Source organism: Nostoc sp. (genome assembly GCF_036917455.1).
Lineage (GTDB): Bacteria > Cyanobacteriota > Cyanobacteriia > Cyanobacteriales > Nostocaceae > Nostoc.
In genome coordinates this window covers 14,138-34,604 of the sequence record NZ_JBALDK010000125.1, presented here as the reverse complement: position 1 = coordinate 34,604, position 20,467 = coordinate 14,138, and the positions used below count along the sequence as shown (strand labels likewise).

Here is a 20,467-nt window from a genome sequence, read left to right as displayed (position 1 = left end):
TCTCTGTCAAATAATCAAGCATTAGCCGTTGTTTTACGCGTGTGTTGAAGAGGGTATTCCTAGAATACGCCCAAACAGTATTTTGTTGTTGTGGTAGCTCTGGTGTGGTGTTTTTTTTTGATAATTGGTCTATGAGATTTTTTAATGAGTTTTATATTTGGTAGTGCCTTAAGACTGCAAAATATAAAAAGCAATGGAAAACCCCATCCTTGGCACAGGTTGGGGGTACAGATAAAAAACATATATTGCATGATGACACAATTCAATATTTGTTCGACTGCTGTCAGCCTGGAGGTGCGACAATGAACAAACCACCATCCAGACGCAAAAAAGCTACCTCTGCGGCATCTGTTGAACCAAAGCCAGCCACCGACTCTACTCCCGAAAATATTTCTGCCCAAGACAAGCCAGCCTCAGCAACGATTACGGTGACTGCTGTTGAAATTCTAGAGTTGACCGAAGAAGAACAAAGCTTACGCCTTCATTTAGAGCGCCGTGTGGAACGTGCATTTTTGTCAGCGGGTCAGGCGCTGATGGAGTTGAGGGACAGACGGCTGTACCGTTCCACGCACCGTACTTTTGAGGAGTATTGCCGTGATCGCTTCAATTATAGTCGTGACGTGGCTTACTTGAAGATTTCGGCAACTGTCGTTTATGAGAATCTTCAAAAGTTTTTGCCGACCATTGGTCGGCAAATTCCAATGCCGACCAACGAACGACAATTGCGGTTTTTGGCGAAAGCCGAGTTGGAACCTGCTGTGCAAGCGGATGTATGGCAGCAGGCAGTAGAGCAAGCTGGCAATAAGATTCCATCTGGTCGCATAGTGAAAGATGTTGTGGATAGGATACGCGAAAGGACGAAAGTACCCAATCCTTACCATATTGGTGAAATATGCATTCTTTTGCCAAAGGATAACCCAGACTTGAGAGGTAAAGCGGGTTATTGGGGCGTGGTAAGTCACGTTGGGGAATACAGCTGTACACTCCAGACTTGGGACGGCGACTATACCGTGAAGATTGAACACCTGAAGTTACTGGAATTGCTTGATGAAGATTGCCAATTCATGCAGCAGTTATGTGTGAGGTTACGACAGTTGCATCAAGTAACCAACCGTGACGAGGCTGTGGATTGGCTGTTGCAGGGTTTGGGGAAACAAGCTAAACCGTATCTGTCATCCTTGCAGGCAAAGCTGCTGGCGGCTGTTGAAAGAGAATACAACCTTGTTTGGAGACAGCAAAAGTGACGAGACAGCTAGTAAACAAGAGGTTAATCCAACAAATACACAATGCAACAATGCAATAAATAACTTATTGTAGAAAAGCAGTAAGCGAACGCGAACAGCGTCTTTAAGAGTTGCCATGCTGTTAGGCTTATCGCTTCAAGAATAAATCTGAGTAGGGAATGTGGAGTATCCTTTTATAGCCGCCTAATACGGACACTACCAGCGAGAGTAAATGAGGCTATGGCACGCTTGTAAAGCGAAAAAAGATTAACACCTGTTTTTGCAACACAACCAGGGCAAATTCCTCAAGCTGTGAGGTGTTGGCATCGGTACAGCAGCTGTCAATATCACTTCACCTTTAGCATTCACTACCCACCCCTGAGCTTCCACAATCTGTGTACTCAGTGCTGAACTTTTCTCAAGAGTTCCCCTGCTGCTGTAATCTTCTGCTTGTCTTGGCACAGCAGTAACTCGCCAATCTTCCCAAACTGTATCATTATTAAGTACAGTGTTGGGGGAAGGAGGTAAACCACCACGTCCAACGATCGTGAAGCTACTATTACCTCTTTTGGCACAGAAGTTTTGGTTAATTAATTGTGAGGCATCCACTACTCCTAGTGGCAATTCCTCTAAACCATTTGTGGGATCTTGTAGTGTATTGAGTTGCACTGTACCACTCAACTGCTGATTAGCTCCTGTAGCAGTGATATCGCTGTTTGGGGTCGGTACATCACGAAATTGAGTGCCAAATACCCCCTTAGCATTGATTGTCACCTGACCTCCTCGAAAGTCAGTAGAATTTGCACTGATATCACTATTGTCAAATGCAACTAAAATATCAGTATTAATGTTGATATTGCCACCAATGACGTTTTCTCCAGAAGCGTTAGTAGTGATATTGCTGTTACGAAGCAATAGTAAATCTTGAGAGCGCACACTAATAGTAGCTTGTTCTTTACTCGGATCAGTGTTGACAGCTTGGGTATTAGCATTAACAGTAGCGTTGTTGTTCAAACGGATAGAGGCAGCATCAATATTTAAATTCCCTGCAATTCCTTTCCCTGAGCTACTCACAGTTATTGTCGCCCCATCTTGAACGAGTAATTTATCGCTACTAATCTTCAAGTCTCCTGCATCCCCAGTTGAGTTAGTAGAAGCGAACAAGCCACTAGCACGACCATCAGCAGTGGTACCAATCAGTTGCACATCTTTAGCATTGACAGTTAAAGAACCCCCTTTGCCTGCACTCCGTGTTCCTGTTGTTACCTGTGCGCCATCGCGCACAAGCAACTGTTGAGTATTAATAGTCAAGTCTCCTGCATCCCCAGTTGACCCTAACTTAGCAGATGTATTCAAGCCACTGCCAGAGCGCCCATTAGCAGAGACACCAATCAGTTGCACATCTTTAGCATTAACAGTTAAAGAACCTGCCTTACCTGTACCTTCTGTGCTGGCATCGACATATGCCCCATCGCGCACGAGCAACTGTTGAGTATTAATAGTCAAGTCTCCTGCATCCCCAGTTGTTCCTATACCAGCAGTAGTAAACAAGCGACTTATGAGGTCACTATCAGCAGACTCACCAATCACTTGCACATCGTTAGCATTAACAGTTAAAGAACCTCCTTTACCTGCACCCGATGTACTGGCATTTATCAATGCCCCATCGCGCACAAGCAACTGTTGAGTATCAATTTTCAAGTTTCCTGCATCTCCGGTTGAGTGAGTGGAAGTCAACAAGCCACTGGGAAAGTAACCATTACTAGAGGTACCAATCAGTTGTACATCTTTAGCAGTGACATTCAAAAAACCCCCCTTACCTGCACCATATGTCTCTGCATCTATTTGTGCGCCATCGCGTACAAGCAAACGTTGGGTATTAATCGTCAAGTTTCCGGCATCCCCAGTTATCCCTGAATAAGCTTGAGTATACAAGCCACTTCTGAAGCGATTGTCAGTAGAGGTACCAATCACTTGTACATCTTTAGCAGTGACAGTTAAAGAACCTCCCTTACCTGCACCATATATGCTGGCATCGACATATGCCCCATCGCGCACGAGCAAACGTTGGGTATTAATCGTCAAGTTTCCGGCATCCCCAGTTGTCCCTAAAGTAGCGTCAACAAACAACCCACTAGCAAACTCACCATTTGCAGCCCTACCAATCATTTGCACATTTTCAGCATTGACAGTTAAAGAACCCGTCTTACCTGCACCATATGTCTTTGTAGTTACTTGTGCCCCATCGCGCACAAGCAAATTTTGGGTATTAATCGTCAAGTCGCTGGCATCCCCGGTTGAGTAAGCATAATTGAACAAGCCACTGGCAAACTGACTATTAGCAGTACCAATCATTTGCACATCTTTAGCATTGACAGTTAAAGAACCCGCCTTACCTGCACCCGATGTATATGCAGCTACTTGTCCCCCATCGCGGGCAAGCAAGTTTTGGGTATTAATAGTCAAGTCTCCTGCATCTCCAGTTGATAGAGTAAAAGCAAACAAGGCACTGGGAAAGAGACTATCAGCAGTAGTACCAATCAGTTGGACATCTTTAGCATTGACAGTTAAAGAACCCGCCTTACCTATACCTGCTGTGCCTACATTTACCTGTGCCCCATCGCGTACAAGCAAATTTTGGGTATTAATAGTCAAGTCTCCTGCATCCCCGGTTGAGTAAGCAGAAGTCCCCAATTCACTAGAAAAGTTATTATCAGCAGACTCACCAATCAGTTGGACATCTTTAGCATTGACAGTTAAAGAACCTCCCTTTCCTGCACCATATGTACTTGCACTTACTTGTGCCCCATCGCGCACAAGCAAATTTTGGGTATTAATAGTCAAGTCTCCTGCATCCCCGGTTGAGTAAGCAGAAGCTAACAAGCTACTGCGAAAGTAACCATCACTAGAGGTACCAACTACTTGTACTGAGTCAGTAGCATTGACTACTAAATTTCCACCTTTTTCTCCTAACAGAGTACTTGCTTCTATCTGCGAACCATCGGCTATAGTGACACGCCGACCCTGCACTTGGATATCACCGCTACCTGCGCCACTGGCATCGACTGCTGAGAGTTTTGATAGTTGAATATTGCCAAAGTTTTGCACTCTATCGTAGCTCAAGGCAAAACCTTTAGTTATCGGTGTGAGACTAACTAGACTGTTATCCCCTACACTGCCCAACTCTATCCTTCCCCCTGCTGTCTTTAACGTTGCTCCCTCTAAGAAAATATCACCACCCACCAAGGCTAAAGTTTGATTGGCTGGCACTCGCAGTGCATCTGTTGTATCAATCAATTCATCTGTTAGCCTTACACCTTGACCGTCGCCTTTGACCTCAATAGTGCCTGGATTAACTCCATATTGCAAGCCAATAGGTGTATTTATCGTTAGTAAAGGAGTAGATTTAGGAGTCGTAGCACTGAACTCAAAACCATTAGCAAATTTGATGCTACTTGCTGTGCTAGCAATAAATGAACCGCCAATATCTAACCGTGCATTTTCTCCAAAGATAATGCCGTTAGGATTAATTAAAAATAAATTCGCTCTAGCGTTCGTCCGCAGAATTCCATCTATATTTGATTGCGAACCACCTGTAACTCGACTAATAATATTTTGAATATCTGGAGCATTATTAAAGTTAGCTATAGTATCTTTGAGAATAGAAAATTCGCTGAAACTGTGAAATAGATTAGTTCCTGCTTGTGTGCCACCAGTAATATTTGTAATGTTATTTAGTGTATTTACATTGCTATTATTCGGTAATGTTGTATCTGGGGTGATTTGCCCGATCGCAGTATTTTGGTCAAATATGATTACACTAGCGATCGCTATTCCTAATTTTAGTAACCAATCTAAATGTCTGACATTAACCGCAACAACCCCTAGCCTTAAAAACCAGTTTCCACCCATACTTACCTTAGACATTACACCCTTAAACTACGTAGTCTTACTGAATTACAGTTATTAGACACAAAATTACTGTATAATCTGATTTTCAAGTACTTAGTTTTGGCTAGACGAATAGAGCGATCGCTCTTTCCAACACCATCGACTGAAAACCTTCTTATTTCGTCAAATTCACCAAGTTTTCAATATAATAAAGGATTATAAAAGACTACCTGAAACCTTGCAGACATTCATTTACATTGTCATGATTCGTATTATGGTCAGATGACTAGCATGATTTTTGACTGGTTTCAACTGTTTAAAACATCCTCTGACAAAAGTTTTCGATCTACTAAAATTTTTCTTAAACCTCAAATACATGAAGATAATATGGACAGGACTTACGCACAAATTGCCAAAAAGCTTAATTTATCGAACCGCCAAGAACGCTAAGGATTCGTAGAGTGTGCGTAAGTCCTGATGGATAGTGAAAATCTAAATAAGCCTTGCAATCGAGTACATTTTTTCTATCTCAATCACTGCAAGGCTTTTGCATTTTGCACCGGGAACTAGATGTGATAAATTCAAAAGCTGCTATTCCCACAAAAGAATTGAAGGTAGTTGTTCCAGATGAGTTAGGCGCAGCAAAGTATAACCAATACCAACCTCGCCCCGGAACAAGCCAGGAACATATACGCTTGAGTGTAGGGCAGGTTCGAGATAATACCCTTTCTGCCTTGCCTGCTGTACAACCTGTGATGCATGGACTTTGGCATTTATCAACAAATCTGATTTTCCTAATCGGCTGGCTGCACATAGCAGGAATTCAATCTGTCCCATATGACCGCAGCATAGCTGGTTTACTATCCCTTGTTTCTGGGTGAGTTGCTTTTGGGTAGTTTTGATTGCGACTTGGATATCCTGATGAATTGCTTCAGTTGACAACATTGCCAGTCCACCAAGGCGGGCTAAACCGATACCAGCTGCTCCATGACACCAGCTAGACATAAGTGAAGGAGGTTCGGATTTGTTAGTTGCTTGGAGAAATTTAGAAAAGTCCCTGAGATCGGGCCAGTTGCCTACCTCTGGTAAAAATACGCTCTGTTCGTAGGCGATCGCTTCTGCCGCAGCCATCTGAAACTGGGTGTCATTCGTCACCTGTGCCAGTTTGAGCAGAGCGTAGGCAATTCCGCCTGCTCCGTGGGAAAAGCCCGTTAACAATCGACCATCCAGCGTTTTCCAGGCTCTACCGTTGGAGGTGATTACACTTTGGGCTAATAAATGACGACCAATCAGGCAAGCAGATTCCAGCACAATTGGATCGCGAACAACTTGGTACAATGCCAATAAACTTAAAAGCGTACCTGCTGTACCGCCAGCGATATCCAAATCGCGATCGCTAGTAATTGCTTCTGGTACTATCGAATGCGCCAAATTCACAGCATCGGCAAGCAAGCGATCGTCATTAAGAAACTGACCGATTTTAGTCAGGCTGTAAATCCATCCTCCCAGTCCAGCTGATAAGCCAAGATTCAAGTTCGAGAATTCAGCTTTTGGCTGTTCAACTTTGGATAACCCCTGACGAAACTCCTGCAACGCTCCCAAACACAGTTCTCGAAACTCTCCATCTTTTTTAATATGCTCTACCGCCGCTAGAAATAATGCAATTCCTAATTTGCCATCAAAAAGGCTAAGTCCAGCCGGTTGAAATTGGAATCGCTGTTGTTGACCGATAAATTGAGGAGCAAGCCAAGTTACAGATCCATCAGGAGCGCAAATTGCTCGCTCTTGTAATCTGCGGGCAATTGCCATAACCTCAGAAACAAAATCTGATTCATCCAGCATCACCTCAGACGATTGCTGCACGCTTAGAGTTTGATTAGCAAGTTTTTCAGGTGCAGCAATCTCTTGGCCGGGAATCATTCTCAAATATAAGGTGTTGCGGATAAAACTAACCTGCATCGCCAAGTCAGATTTGCTCAGGTTCTTGATCCGCTCTAATACTAACTCAAAGCTAGAACCCTGGAAAAATCCCTCAAGTTGACTATCTGGCGATAGCTCCAACACATCTGTGTTGGGATAAATTGAGAAAAAAGGAATATCTAACTGCTCCATTTGTTGTCGTTCAGCCTGGAGAATTGACCATAATTTCGGTTTTTCAGTTGCGCCAGCTGCTGTCAACTTGAGGATTTCCAGTCCAATACTGCGGTCAACTCCATCTCGCAAGTACTCTGAACTACGGAGCTTATTTAAGATTCGGAAATAAGTGTTTGTGGGACGAAACACAAAGCGGACAAGTTGTCTTGCCATTGTCCACAGCGGACTATCCTGGGAGAGTAGCACCTCTTTTTTATCTTGCAGGAAGTGATACATCTGCTCAAATCCTGTCGCTACTGCCTCGATCCAGTCTGATAGACTGGCAGGTTGTCCATTTAAGGTTGGCACATGAGCTAAAAATGGATCAATAGTCAGCAACTTTTGATTTAAAGCCATCTGGTCTGTATTCACACTAGACCACTGGAGTCCTTTATAATGCCTAGCTTCTTGGTTGTGGCTGCCCAAGCCGCTGAAATCAAAGCCTGAGTTACCATTAGATCCTGGATGCCAAACGGGCAATAAGGCAGTACGCATTACGGAATTATCCACCCAATCGAATGCGAGTTTTTGAGCAGTCTGCACGTTTCCTGATGACTCGATTTCAGGTCGATGCTGCATCAGAGTTTCGGTATCAATCAGAACTGGATGTTCTCCAGAGGCAATGAGATTTTCGTAGTGACAATCGGTAGCATCTAGCACGTAAATTAAACAAAGTAACATCCCTGCCCGTTGGTAATGGCGTTCCAATTGGGCTGTATCTTCACAGGCTTGCGAGGCGACAAACTCTACCCAGCCGTGGCTATCACGGTTAATTACTTGCAAAGTTTTTAGAGGCAGAGGAGAACCCTGTTCGTTTAACCAAGCCAAAAGCTGATTATACGCCTGTTCAGTGCCTAAATGCTTGGGTTTGTAAACTAAGTGCAGATTTGGCTCAATTTTCAGTGTAATTACAGAGCGTCTGCCCCGATGGGGATCGGATCGCAGAGGCTGTACCGATGTAACCTGACCGAGAGGTTCACCATTGTTAAATTTCTCTGCAATCTCTGACCAGTCTGCGTCTAAGTGATGCAGAAATTCCAGTTGGGATTCCACCCAAAGCTCGGTTGCCGTAGCCAGTAACCTTGCGAGAGCAGCATATTCTACAAAAAAAGAAGTTAGTTTGCCCTGCAACATGTCCCGAACAAACCTGACATAGAGGTTGCGGGTTTGAAGTTCTTGTGTCTGTGCCAGTAGACGGGTAAAAGAGGATTGTTGACCGGCCCGCCAACTGGTAAAAGCTATCTGTAAAGGTTGTGTAGCCATGTCAATTAGCTGACCGAGCAAGCTGCGCTCGAACACACCATGAACCTCATCGGTTAATCTCTGATAACCCTGGCCAGTTCTAGCAATCAGTTCTTGTTGGGCAAATAAAACAAATGGGGCGAGAATATCCTCAAAGGGGAGGGGAGACTGGGGAATCAAAAAGCGCTGTGAAGTTGTCGCATCAGGATTTGTTGCTGCCTGAGCAAAGGCAAGATTGAGAACAGATGAAAGCGTCTTTGCCCAGTTGGGTAGGGGAGCATCGTGCCGCAAAGATACAGGTGCGATCGCGCTTTTTGCTGTTTCTAAATTTAGCCCATCCCATTCTAAATATTTTTGAAAATGCTCAAAATTCCCTTTTCCTACTGTCTGACACCAGGTATCAAGACGCGATTGCAAGAGCTTTTCATCAGTTTCCGGGGAGGGTGAGAAAATCTGTGAATCGAGTCGTTCAAACAGGGTACTAGCGCGGCTAACGATGTTGTGCAACTGGGCTGTAGACATAACGGGGTTTGCGATCGCGGGCAACTGGTGTGTAGAGATACTAGAAATAACTGCGTTCATCTTGATTTACCAAATAAATGACTGGTCTGTCAATCCAAAAATGACGGGTGAAGGGAGGCTGGGGGATCTGGGGGGGCAGTGGGGGAAAGAATTTTGATTTCTTACCATGAACCTAGCTAAGTTGCTGTGACAAAGTATTACGATGTAGAGCTTGCAATACGGTAGCAGTGGTGAAGACGCAATACTTGTCAAACACTAGACTACCTTGAATCGTGCCGTGGTAAATCCACTGGTTAAACTTATTGGGATTTAGGTCATCCGGTAATGGAACTAGCAGTCGGGCTGAGGAAATCCAGGAACCATTGGGCTGTTGCTGTGCTAATAACCAATCGGTTGCTTTGGCGATCGCTGCCTGTACTGCGGTATCTTGCCGTCTCAGTGTCAGCAGTCGCAAGCACCAAGCTGTTGCAAACGGCGAACCAGAGGGGTTATCGCTAGTTGCTACAAATCCCTGGGAATTGAGGTGGTTCATCCCCCATGCTACGGCGCTGGTAATACAGTCAGAATCTGGATAACAAGCAGCAATAGCCTCAGCCGCTAGAGCCGTTGCATATTCGGGATCTTGCCACCAGTAAGCCAGCCAGCTACCATCATTCTGCTGAGTTGATTGCAAATAATCCTGAAGCTGAAAGCGGTATTCGGGTAGAGCTGCAATTGCTGCACTCACGCAAGTATGCGAACCGCACCAACCTTCAAATCCTATTTCAGCAGAAGCATGAATAAAAGCACGAATCGATTCCTCAGTCTCATAGGTGCAAATGCCTCCATCTGGTCGCTGATGGGCTGCTAGGGATTGCATCGCTTGACGCGCCCGTTCTGAATTATTCTCACCAATAGCTTGGGCAAGTTGGAGTACCCAGCCAGTACTATCTGCATCACCAGGAGGAAAGCGATTGTAGCCCCATTTGCCATTGGCGCGATGGCGACGACTATTGAGCAGATTCCAAGCTGTGGAAACAGCTTCAGTTACACGGTTATCCGGTATATTCGCTAACATTGTTCCTACATAACCCGTCACCCATTCATCGCTCAAGCCAGCCGCTAGGTGAAAATCCATCCACCACCCCTGGGAATCTCGTGCAGTTAGCAAAAAAGTAACGGCTGATTCGATAGGGGAAGATGGCAAGGATGTCCCCGCGTCGCTACGTTCTTGGGTTGCGTCCCCTGTACTCTTTGCATTTACTGTGCTAGCAGAACGTGCAGGTATTTTGCTGAGGGGTTGGTGCATTGCACCAAAATAAATTTTGGTCGCTAGAGGTTGCCCTGATTGATAAATGAGTTTGATATGGTTCAACCCCCGAACGTAAATGCGCTCTTGCAGAGGCTTTACTAAGGTATAGCCAGAGTATTTGAGCAAAGCATCCCTGGTTTCTTTTGCACACAAACCTTGGGAAGTGAGATAATCTAGCAGCGATTCCCATTGTCCATTGACGCAAGCTTGGTAGCGGGTGAGAAAAATTCCTTCAATGCCAATTCGGGGGTAAATCTGTTCGCCAATATCAATGTCGAGGAGAATGCCATCGACGTAGGGAGAAAGGGAGTTGACGTGTTTTTCTACCTCTGCAAGCTGTCCCGTCCAGCCTATTTCACTCAGGTATGGCAGTAATTCTGCGGGGGAGCCGACAAGGCAGAGTCTTATCGCTTCTACCGTTCGGGAAAACATCATCCCAACCTGAAAAATGCTGGTTCGGGGAGGCAAGCGCTTGATACAGTCGATGAATTTTTTCTGTAAGCCGGGAGGCAGGGATGTGCCTAACAATAAAGGCATAGCTTGCTCCCAAATCCACGAGTAGTTGAAGGAGATTCCTGAATTATCTGGCGGGCTAGTCAGTCTGAAAAATAACCCAGGTATGGGGATATTATTTGTACTATTATCGCCATCCGGCTTTGAATCAAACTCTAACCAAAGATCGCCAATGAAGTAATGGAGTAAGGAAGATGGATCTGCCCATTCGGCGCAGAACTTCTGAATTTGTTGCCAAACGGGATGCTTGCCAAAGTCTTCTGACAGACGTATATGGGGGTTTAAGCCTGCTAAAATGTCCCGACCGGTCTCGGTAACTTGAAAAGCAAAGTCAACTACTGGAGCAGAAGGTTGTAGGCGATATTCAAAGCCATAAGTGGAAGCGATCGCATCTGGAAAGTAACTGCTTACAGATTCGAGTTGTTCTATCGCTTGTGGACAGACTAGGGGGGTGAGATGCGATTTGAGGGGTTGCAGAGAGTCTTTTAAAGAGTACAGCCAGGTATGAGTGCGTTGGTAAACCATAATAAAAACAAAAATGATTAAGAATGGGTGTAAATGATGGGATTGGTTTCGGAGATTGCTGCTTCGCCCGGTTTGAGATGGGAAAAATAATTGCGGTAGATGTGCTGTTGCATCATATAGATATACTGTCCGCCCGGATATGCAAGTGCGGCTTTTGGGTTTGTGAGCTTTGCTCCGTCGGGATAGTAGCAAATAGCAATCACTTCCCGCATATAATTGCAGGTATTGGCAGGAGCGCAATGAACAATTTTTCCACAGTGGAAATCTGCATCACCTGCTTGTAGCGCCTGTCCTTCATCTATAACGTAGCCACGGCGCTGCATATCAGTGCGTACGGGATCTTCGTCATTCGATCTGCCCATCGCTCCTAAGTCAAGAAGAAAACCTTTTGTTTGGGAACCGTTGGCAAATGTCATTGCAACATCTGCTCGCACATCTACCAAGGGCAGCCAAATTGTAATTACATCCGTATCGAGGGGTAAAAATACACTGTCCTGATGCCAGGATGTTCCAGGCCCGCCTGGTGGTTTGAAAAATCCGTAATAATGTAAAACTCGTACAGCATTTACACCCATAAGGTCAGCAGCAATCTTGCCCAAACGCTTTGACATTAATAACTGCTTCAAGGGTTCGCAGATATTTTGTAAACTAAATGCAAACGTCTCCGGGCTACCACCAACAGACTGGTCTGCTGCATTCAGTTTGGCTCGCTGTTGCATTACAAATTCTACAATCTGGGGGCGATAGGCTGCTATCTGCTCAGAGGAAAGAATACCTGGAAGAAAAAGATGACCGTCTTGGCGATATTGTTTTATTTGCTCTGTAGTCAGAGGATATTCTTGGGAAAGATCGGGTAGCTGCAATACGTTATTCATGATATTATTTGCGATCGTGTAACCTGAAATCGTTGGGATAAATAATCTACTACATTTAGTAAGTAGCGCAGGGCGGCCGCATCATGTCAATAAGTAAAGTATATTCTCAATAGACTGAAAAATAATGTCATTAACTCTTGCTTATTGCGAAGAATTTAGGCGATCGCTTTGGGACTTAAAAAATAATCAAACGCGAAATCCTGATTTTTTCGTTGGTTCTTAACCTTCGTTGTGATCAAGAGTAATTTAGATGCGTTTTCCCTGGTAAGTAGCGGCTTACAGATTTAAGTTGTTCTTTGGTAAACGATTGGATTCATCGATGTTTCAGCCAAGTCTCCAGGCTTCAATCCTGGCAAACAGGTAGATAAGTTGCGTTGGCGAATCACGGCGGCAAACTGCTCCTGCGGTAGAGCCTTGGCGGGTACAGGGGGCATTGTTACCCTTGCGCCATCAGCGTAAAAAACAATCACTAAAGCTTCACGGGTGCGATCGCTTGTGTTTCTCCGGGAACTGTGCAGCGTCCAGCCAGAATGGAAGCTTGCATCTCCAGCTGCCATTGCTCCGTAATTTATGAGTTGAAACCCCGATTTGGTAATGGATTGCTCAAACTCATCCATTGACGCATCTAGCGGCATTGAAGCCCCTATATATCCCTGTTTGTGAGAACCAGTAACAAAAGTCATCGGTGCCATTTCTGGGGAAACATCTGACAGAGCAATCCACATTGTTACTATCTGAGTTGTATCTAGGGGCATAAAGTAACCGTCTTGATGCCACGGTGTATTGCCGCCTCCTGGTTTTTTGAAATAAGATTGGTCGCGGAATAAGCGGACAGCATCAACTCCTAATAAATCGGCAGCAATCTTGCCAAACCGATGAGCTAAAATAAAGCGTTGGGCAACTGAATCAAGTTGGTAAAGGTTCTCAACAAACTTCCATCCTTGACTTTGACCGCTGACAGTTTTTTCCATCGCCTGCTGTTCGCGATCGTAGCGGTCAACCGTCTCTACCAACGCGGGTCTGTAGACAGCTATTTCTTTTGGAGAAACTACACCACGCACCAAAAAATGTCCATCCTGCTGAAAGTTATGAATTTGCTCGGTTGTGAGGTCATAATCGCTGTCTAGGGGGAAGTTATCTACCTCAGAACTGTCAAACGCTGAACTTGCTTGTGAGTAATTTGCATATTTGTTTGTTGGCTCAGTCTGCGTAGGCGCATATACAGTAGAATTGGTTTCGCTGTCTGTCAAATTTGGGTTAGGCATATACTTTAGATTTAAATGAGAAATGATGTTTGATTTGGTTTGAGGTAATCGTTTGACTGCCCTCTGTACTACTCCTTGGGAGAACTGAAATCAAAATATGCAACCTTTGCGATCGTTAGGAATAGTTCAGTTACATCAAAATGCTTGAAAACCTTTGACATCAAGCGATTGTTGATTTTCTTCAACACCAAAGATTTTTAGGCGTTGTATAGATCAACTCAGGTGTTCACAATAAGTCAGGAAAATTGAATTGAACATCACACAGTTACAGGGTATTTCAGGTGAATAAAGTACACGGGTAGGGGCACAACATGTTATGCCCCTACCCGTGTATCTAACCAACTTGCAATCTGCTGTAACCCTCTTGTGTCACTTTCCGAGAGGGCGATCGCGCTTAAGGCTCATCTGTATTTGTTATTAGAAAAAAATCTGGCGATGCCTGCGGTGGTCACTGAGCTTCTCGCCCTGAGCGACGCCGTTCGCGCAGCGTCCTGTAGGGAAGGATGTCGAAGTGCGGGCTACGCCTACGCTTCCTATACAAAAGCTCTAGATTTCAGAAATGGCAAAAGTTTTCGGAGATTGACACAAGAAGGGTAAGTGATGACAGAGGTTTTAGTTCGACCAATTCGTATTGATTTGGCCATTACAGCCCTTGGTGGCAATGCAACCACTAAAACTTGACAAATTAATTACCAAAAACGTCAATGGTATTACCATACAAATTTACGTGAGTTTGATAGCTTATCTGATTTTACAGCTTTTATCTATTCCCGAACAATGGGGACATACACTATTAGATAAATTCCGCTATCTTCAATCTTGTATGTGTCAGAAAATCAGCTATGTTCATTGGTTTGAGGAGATGATGTTATGTTGACTAATTTCGGCTTTTTAGAGTTAGTGTAACTATTTATGTAAAGTTTTGTATCAGCATTCAACATTTCTGGCTTTGAAGGTAATTGTTTGACTGCCTTGTGTATTACTCATTGGGAGAGGTAAAATCAAAATATGCAACCTTTGAGATAATTAGGAATTGAGAGGCAGAGTAGGGGAATATTCGGATGGGGTTTCAATCCCCATCCCAACGAAAATCACCCAAATTCAGATTTTTAGAGAGTAGGTTTTTCTGGTAGAAAGCATGATACATCTAACTTATAAAACAACCTTCTATTCTAAAAAATCAAAACTTATTTTTGCTTGAAACAATGACTAACAAAAGCATTTTTGCTAGTCTTTCTTGTCATAATGCTGCTGTTGCTGCAAGAGTTATTCCTATGGTTGCAATAGCCTCATCACAGCCCTTAGTAGCAACGCAACCACTTTGCCCAGAAGCACAGCCTGTCCAACTGTGATTCTGCGAATTGGCTCCGCCTGCGACTAATTCCAGTTCTGTATCGGATAATTCTCTATTAGCTTCTAGTTCTGAGAAATCTAAAGTTGGCAGCACCAGATAGTAATGATCTGAAGTTTCTTGTAATACACTGACTTGGATATTAGTTGGAAAATGCAATCCCTTTTCTGCCATCACAGTTTTAGGGTCAGCAATCAAACGACTGCGAAAGTCATAATCTTGTGCGGCTCGTGCGAGTAATTGCACTTCGATTTCAAGTATGTGTGCTGTTGAGCTTACCAAAGAAGAATTCTCAGGTGTTTGTGCTGTTTGATTAGCAATCAAATCTTCACCTAATAAATCTTTTTGAGTACCTAATCCTGGCAGTACTAGATAATAATGACTTGGTGTTTCCTCAACTACAGTTATTTGTGTTTGAGTGGGAATATCCCATCCATTCTCTGCTGCAACTGCCAGAGGGTCAGCAATCAAACGACTGCGAAAGTCTGAATTTTGTACTGCTTGTGTGAGCATTTGTGCTTTAACTTCAAACATTGTCCGTCTCCTAATAATGATGTTGTTTGTTTTTGATTTGCTTTGAAGGTAATTGTTTGACTGCCTTGTGTATTACTCATTGGGAGAGGTAAAATCAAAATATGCAACCTTTGAGATAATTAGGAATTGAGAGGCAGAGTAGGGGAATATTCGGATGGGGTTTCAATCCCCATCCCAACGAAAATCACCCAAATTCAGATTTTTAGAGAGTAGGTTTTTCTGGTAGAAAGCATGATACATCTAACTTATAAAACAACCTTCTATTCTAAAAAATCAAAACTTATTTTTGCTTGAAACAATGACTAACAAAAGCATTTTTGCTAGTCTTTCTTGTCATAATGCTGCTGTTGCTGCAAGAGTTATTCCTATGGTTGCAATAGCCTCATCACAGCCCTTAGTAGCAACGCAACCACTTTGCCCAGAAGCACAGCCTGTCCAACTGTGATTCTGCGAATTGGCTCCGCCTGCGACTAATTCCAGTTCTGTATCGGATAATTCTCTATTAGCTTCTAGTTCTGAGAAATCTAAAGTTGGCAGCACCAGATAGTAATGATCTGAAGTTTCTTGTAATACACTGACTTGGATATTAGTTGGAAAATGCAATCCCTTTTCTGCCATCACAGTTTTAGGGTCAGCAATCAAACGACTGCGAAAGTCATAATCTTGTGCGGCTCGTGCGAGTAATTGCACTTCGATTTCAAGTATGTGTGCTGTTGAGCTTACCAAAGAAGAATTCTCAGGTGTTTGTGCTGTTTGATTAGCAATCAAATCTTCACCTAATAAATCTTTTTGAGTACCTAATCCTGGTAGTACTAGATAATAATGACTTGGTGTTTCCTCAACCACAGTTATTTGTGTTTGAGTGGGAATATCCCATCCATTCTCTGCTGCAACTGCCAGAGGGTCAGCAATCAAACGACTACGAAAGTGTGAATCTTGTACTGCTTGGGTGAGCATTTGTGCTTTAACTTCAAACATTGTCCGTCTCCTAATAATGATGTTGTTTATTTTTGATGTTTGGTTTGAAGGTAATCTGTTTGACTGCCTTCTGTATCACTCCTTGGGAGAGGTGAAATCGGAATATGCAACCTTGAAGATTATTAGGAATAGTTCAGTTTCATCAAAATGCTTGAAAACCTTTGACATCAAGCAATTGTCGATTTTCTTCGACACCAAAGATTTTCAAAACTGCATAAATCAACTCAGGTGTTGCCAATAAGTTAGGTAAATCGACTTGAACATCACACACTCAAGTGATGACGGAGGTTTTACTTAAACAACTTGGTAATAGCGATGCTGAAGAAAGTTTCTATAAATTGCTAATTAGTAATCAAGAATTAATTGTTATCCCCCTCGTCCCCCTTATCTCCCTAAGAAGGTGTCACATGGTTACACAAACAAATAACCTTTTCCGAAAAAAAGCTTTAGACAATTTATCTTCCCCGGAACGCTTGGATCAGGTTATGAAAGTGGTCCAGCCGATGCATTGGTTGTCTTTAGCTGCCCTTGGCTCGTTGGTAGCAACAGCAGTTGTTTGGAGTATTGTTGGTCGTATACCGATCGCAGTTTCAGGACAGGGGGTGTTAGTTTATCCAAGCAAGGTTGTATCGTTGCAAGCGCCAGCTTCCGGACGAGTTGTGGCGATGAATGTTAATGTTGGTGACTATGTAAAAAAAGGACAGGTGCTAGCAATCATCGATCAAGCTGAACTGCAAAGCCAATTACAGCAGCAGCGTGCCAAGCTGGCGGAATTACAATCCCAGAATTACAGTTCTAACTTACTGCAAGGGGAACGCAAGCTACAAGAGAAAAGAGCGATCGCCCAGCAACGTCTCAATCTCCAGCAACGTCTCCAACAAGCAACCAGCTTGACTCCTATTTTGAGAAATAGAGGTTTGAGTTCTCTGCAAGTACAACAGCAAAACTTACTCCAAAGTCGGGCGATCGCCCTCAGCATGATTCCCGCCCAACGCAAAATATATGAGGGACTCAGAAAGCTGCAAGTAGAAGGAGGAATTTCTCAGCAAAACCTTTTGCAGGAACAACAAGCATATTTAGACGCTGTTAAAAAAGTGTCTGATATTGATGTTCAACTCAAACAACTTGATGTCCAGCAGGTGGAAATTGAAAAATCCTACCGCGAAAACTTTAGCCAAATTAGTGATTTTCAATCGCAGCTACAAGAACTCGATACTAACGAAAAAAGTAAAATTGAGCAAGATTTCGACGCTGCAACCAACCGACAAAATCAAATCCAAGAAGTCAAGCGAAATATTGCCCAATTACAAGTCCAATTAAATCAAAACAGTCAAATTATTAGCGAGTACAACGGACGGGTTTTAGAAATTAGTACATCTTTTGGGCAAATTCTTTCTCCAGGAAGCTCCATCGCCGTCATCCAAGCAGAGGAACCATCTGCTAAACTCATTGGTCTGACTTTCCTTCCTGTTGGTGATGGTAAGAAAATTCACAAGGGAATGAAGGTACAAATTACACCTTCTACAGTAGAGCGCGAACGATTTGGCGGCATTGTGGGTACTGTAACCCATGTTTCAGCTTTTCCCATGACTAAAGAGGGTGCTTTAAATGCGATCGGTAATGCAGAGATTGTGGAAAGCCTAATGGCTCAAGGACCTCAAATTCAAGTTGACGCAGAGTTGCAGCCAGACAATTCAACCTTTAGCGGATATAAGTGGTCTTCTTCTAAAGGTGTTCAGATGAAAGTTTCTTCTGGAACCACCACTAGCGTCAGAGTCACTACAGAGGAACGAGCGCCTATCAGCTTTATCTTTCCTTTTCTCAAGTCTTTAACTGGTATAAATTAACCTCACGTAACAAAAATGTTGTCACAACCACAAGTGAAATTTACAAAGAAAAATAATCGCCGTCCTATTTCTAGTGCGATAACTTCTGGATTTAGAAAAATTCGCCGTCGTACCCCAACTGTTTTGCAGATGGAGGCGGTAGAATGTGGTGCTGCGGCTTTGGGAATTATTCTAGGTTACTACGGTCGGATTGTACCCCTACCGCAATTGCGTCAAGATTGCGGAGTGTCGCGGGATGGCAGCAGAGCTGTAAATATACTCAAGGCTGGTAGAAGTTACGGGTTGAATGCCAAAGGAATGAAAGCAGACTTGGATGGACTGCGACAGTTGCAATGCCCTTACATCGTTTTTTGGAATTTTAACCATTACTTAGTTGTAGAGGGATTTAGTAACAAGCAAGTTTACATCAATGACCCCGCAACTGGGCCGAGGACTGTATCCTTGGAAGAATTTGATACAAGTTTTACAGGTGTTGTACTGCTTTTTACACCTAGTCAACAGTTCAAAAAAGGTGGTAGCAAACCTAATGTTCTTCTAGGTTTGCGGGAACGTCTGCAAGGGTCTGGTGAGGTACTTGCTTTCTGTATTTGTGCTGGATTTTTACTGGTGATTCCCGGACTGGCATCACCTATATTCTCCCAAATGTTTGTAGATAATGTTTTGGTGCAAAACAGGCAAGATTGGTTGCGACCACTTTTGTTAGGAATGATACTGACAGCAATCGTCAATGGACTGTTGACATTATTACAGTTAAAGTTTCTGCGCCGGATGAAAATTAAGTTATCTGTGGGTATGTCCAGCCGATTTCTATGGCACATTCTGCGCTTACCTGTAAGTTTTTATGATTGCAGATTTGCTGGAGAAATCAGCAGCCGCATCCACCTGAACGACAAATTAGCCAATCTGCTTTCAGGGAAGTTAGCCACAACAGCGATCGCCGCAGTCATGGTAATTTTTTATGCTATTGTGATGCTGCAATATGATGCCGTGTTGACTTCAATTGGGATTCTCTTTGTCGCCATAAATCTCCTGGCTTTGCACAAAATCTCTCGCTGGCGCGTAGACGCTAATCTCAGATTAATCCAGGAGCATGGAAAAGTTAGCGGGGTAGCTATTTCTGGTCTTCAAAGTATGGAAACCTTGAAAGCATCCGGGTTAGAATCTGATTTCTTTGCTCGGTGGGCGGGTTATTATGCCAAAGCGATTAACGCGCACCAGGAAGTAAATATAACTAACCAGACTTTGGGAATTTTGCCCTCGTTCCTATCAACAATTACATCAATGCTAGTTTTAGTTATCGGTGGACTGCGGGTTATGGATGGGAACCTGAGTATCGGAATGCTAGTAGCATTTCAAGGACTGATGCAAAATTTTATGGAACCTGTCAATAATCTCGTTAGTCTTAGTAGCGACCTCCAAGAAGTCGAGGGTAGCCTAAATCGCTTGGATGATGTTTTGCAAAACCCGGTAGTTTCTGAGTTTGCAGAGGAAACACACCAAGCAGAAGAGCAAGTTTTTGCTGATTACCTTCAACCCAAATTGCAGGGGTATCTCAAGCTGGAGAATGTGACATTTAGTTACGGCGAAGTTGAAACTCCCATAATTGAAAACTTTAATTTATCAATTAAACCAGGACAGCGAGTTGCCCTGATTGGTAAGAGTAGTTCTGGTAAGTCTACCATTGCCAAACTTATATGCGGGCTGTACCAACCAACTCAGGGAGAAATTAAGTTTGATGGCAAACCCAGAAACCAAATTCCTCGCCAAGTCATAGCCAATTCTATCGCCTTCGTAGAGCAAAATATTTTACTATTTGCTGGTAGCGTCAGGGACAATTTGACCCTTTGGGACACTACTGTGCCTGAAAGTTCCTTGGTGCAAGCATGTCAAGATGCAGCTATTCACGATGTTATACTCTCCTTACCTGGGGGCTATGATAGTAAACTCTTAGAAGGAGCTGCTAATTTAAGCGGTGGTCAAAGACAGCGTTTAGAAATTGCTCGTGCTTTGGTTAACAACCCTTCTATTCTGATTGTGGATGAAGCAACCAGCGCCCTGGATACTGAAACAGAAAAAATTATTGACCAAAAACTACGTCAGCGAGGATGTACCTGCATTATCGTGGCGCATCGGCTGAGTACTATCCGCGATTGCGATGAAATTATTGTCCTCGAACGCGGAAAAGTCGTGCAACGCGGTACTCATGAAGAATTGCAACAAGTCGAAGGATATTATTCGCAATTAATCCGTAGTGAGGGGTGAAGTGATACCAATTAT

General features: G+C 43.6%; 11 protein-coding genes and 1 pseudogene. 4 read left to right on the top strand and 8 right to left on the bottom strand.

The features are described from left to right. The first annotated feature begins 302 nt into the window (after positions 1-302). Positions 303-1,244: a hypothetical protein gene (locus V7K42_RS13355; protein ID WP_334916860.1), complete on the top strand. Its 942-nt coding sequence runs from the start codon at positions 303-305 to the stop codon at positions 1,242-1,244. Between the two features lie 246 nt (positions 1,245-1,490). On the opposite strand, the gene V7K42_RS13350 is transcribed toward V7K42_RS13355, so the two are convergent. From V7K42_RS13350 to V7K42_RS13330, 5 genes are all read right to left on the bottom strand, one after another. Continuing rightward, positions 1,491-5,150 (bottom strand): two-partner secretion domain-containing protein, encoded by a 3,660-nt coding sequence (locus tag V7K42_RS13350; RefSeq protein ID WP_334916858.1) that lies wholly within the window; start codon positions 5,148-5,150, stop codon positions 1,491-1,493. Positions 5,151-5,705: 555 nt separating this feature from the next. Next, a complete protein-coding gene (locus V7K42_RS13345) occupies positions 5,706-9,071 on the bottom strand; it encodes a type 2 lanthipeptide synthetase LanM family protein (RefSeq protein ID WP_334916856.1) in 3,366 nt (1,121 codons plus the stop codon). Between the two features lie 112 nt (positions 9,072-9,183). Continuing rightward, a complete protein-coding gene (locus tag V7K42_RS13340; RefSeq protein ID WP_334916855.1) occupies positions 9,184-11,340 on the bottom strand; it encodes a prenyltransferase/squalene oxidase repeat-containing protein in 2,157 nt (718 codons plus the stop codon). A gap of 17 nt (positions 11,341-11,357) precedes the next feature. Further along, on the bottom strand, positions 11,358-12,215 hold the full coding sequence (locus V7K42_RS13335; protein ID WP_334916854.1) for a phytanoyl-CoA dioxygenase family protein: 858 nt from the start codon (positions 12,213-12,215) through the stop codon (positions 11,358-11,360). Positions 12,216-12,499: 284 nt separating this feature from the next. Next, on the bottom strand, positions 12,500-13,480 hold the full coding sequence (locus V7K42_RS13330; protein WP_334916852.1) for a phytanoyl-CoA dioxygenase family protein: 981 nt from the start codon (positions 13,478-13,480) through the stop codon (positions 12,500-12,502). Between the two features lie 667 nt (positions 13,481-14,147). Between V7K42_RS13330 and V7K42_RS13325 the strand changes: the two are divergent. Continuing rightward, a pseudogene (locus V7K42_RS13325) lies at positions 14,148-14,357 on the top strand (hypothetical protein); the annotation flags it as partial. A 363-nt stretch (positions 14,358-14,720) separates the two neighbouring features. Here the strand turns inward: V7K42_RS13325 and V7K42_RS13320 are convergent. The 3 genes from V7K42_RS13320 to V7K42_RS13310 all read right to left on the bottom strand — a co-directional run bounded on the left by V7K42_RS13320 (position 14,721) and on the right by V7K42_RS13310 (position 16,614). After that, on the bottom strand, positions 14,721-15,365 hold the full coding sequence (locus V7K42_RS13320; protein WP_334916850.1) for an NHLP leader peptide family RiPP precursor: 645 nt from the start codon (positions 15,363-15,365) through the stop codon (positions 14,721-14,723). Positions 15,366-15,698: 333 nt separating this feature from the next. Continuing rightward, positions 15,699-16,343, bottom strand: coding sequence for an NHLP leader peptide family RiPP precursor (locus V7K42_RS13315; RefSeq protein ID WP_334916848.1), 645 nt, complete (start codon positions 16,341-16,343; stop codon positions 15,699-15,701). A gap of 142 nt (positions 16,344-16,485) precedes the next feature. Next, positions 16,486-16,614, bottom strand: coding sequence for a hypothetical protein (locus V7K42_RS13310; protein ID WP_334916846.1), 129 nt, complete (start codon positions 16,612-16,614; stop codon positions 16,486-16,488). Positions 16,615-16,750: 136 nt separating this feature from the next. Here V7K42_RS13310 and V7K42_RS13305 point away from each other — a divergent pair, with 136 nt between their 5' ends. After that, positions 16,751-18,190, top strand: coding sequence for an NHLP bacteriocin system secretion protein (locus tag V7K42_RS13305; RefSeq protein ID WP_334916844.1), 1,440 nt, complete (start codon positions 16,751-16,753; stop codon positions 18,188-18,190). 129 nt (positions 18,191-18,319) lie between these two features. Then, a complete protein-coding gene (locus tag V7K42_RS13300) occupies positions 18,320-20,452 on the top strand; it encodes an NHLP family bacteriocin export ABC transporter peptidase/permease/ATPase subunit (RefSeq protein WP_442938559.1) in 2,133 nt (710 codons plus the stop codon). Positions 20,453-20,467: the final 15 nt, after the last annotated feature.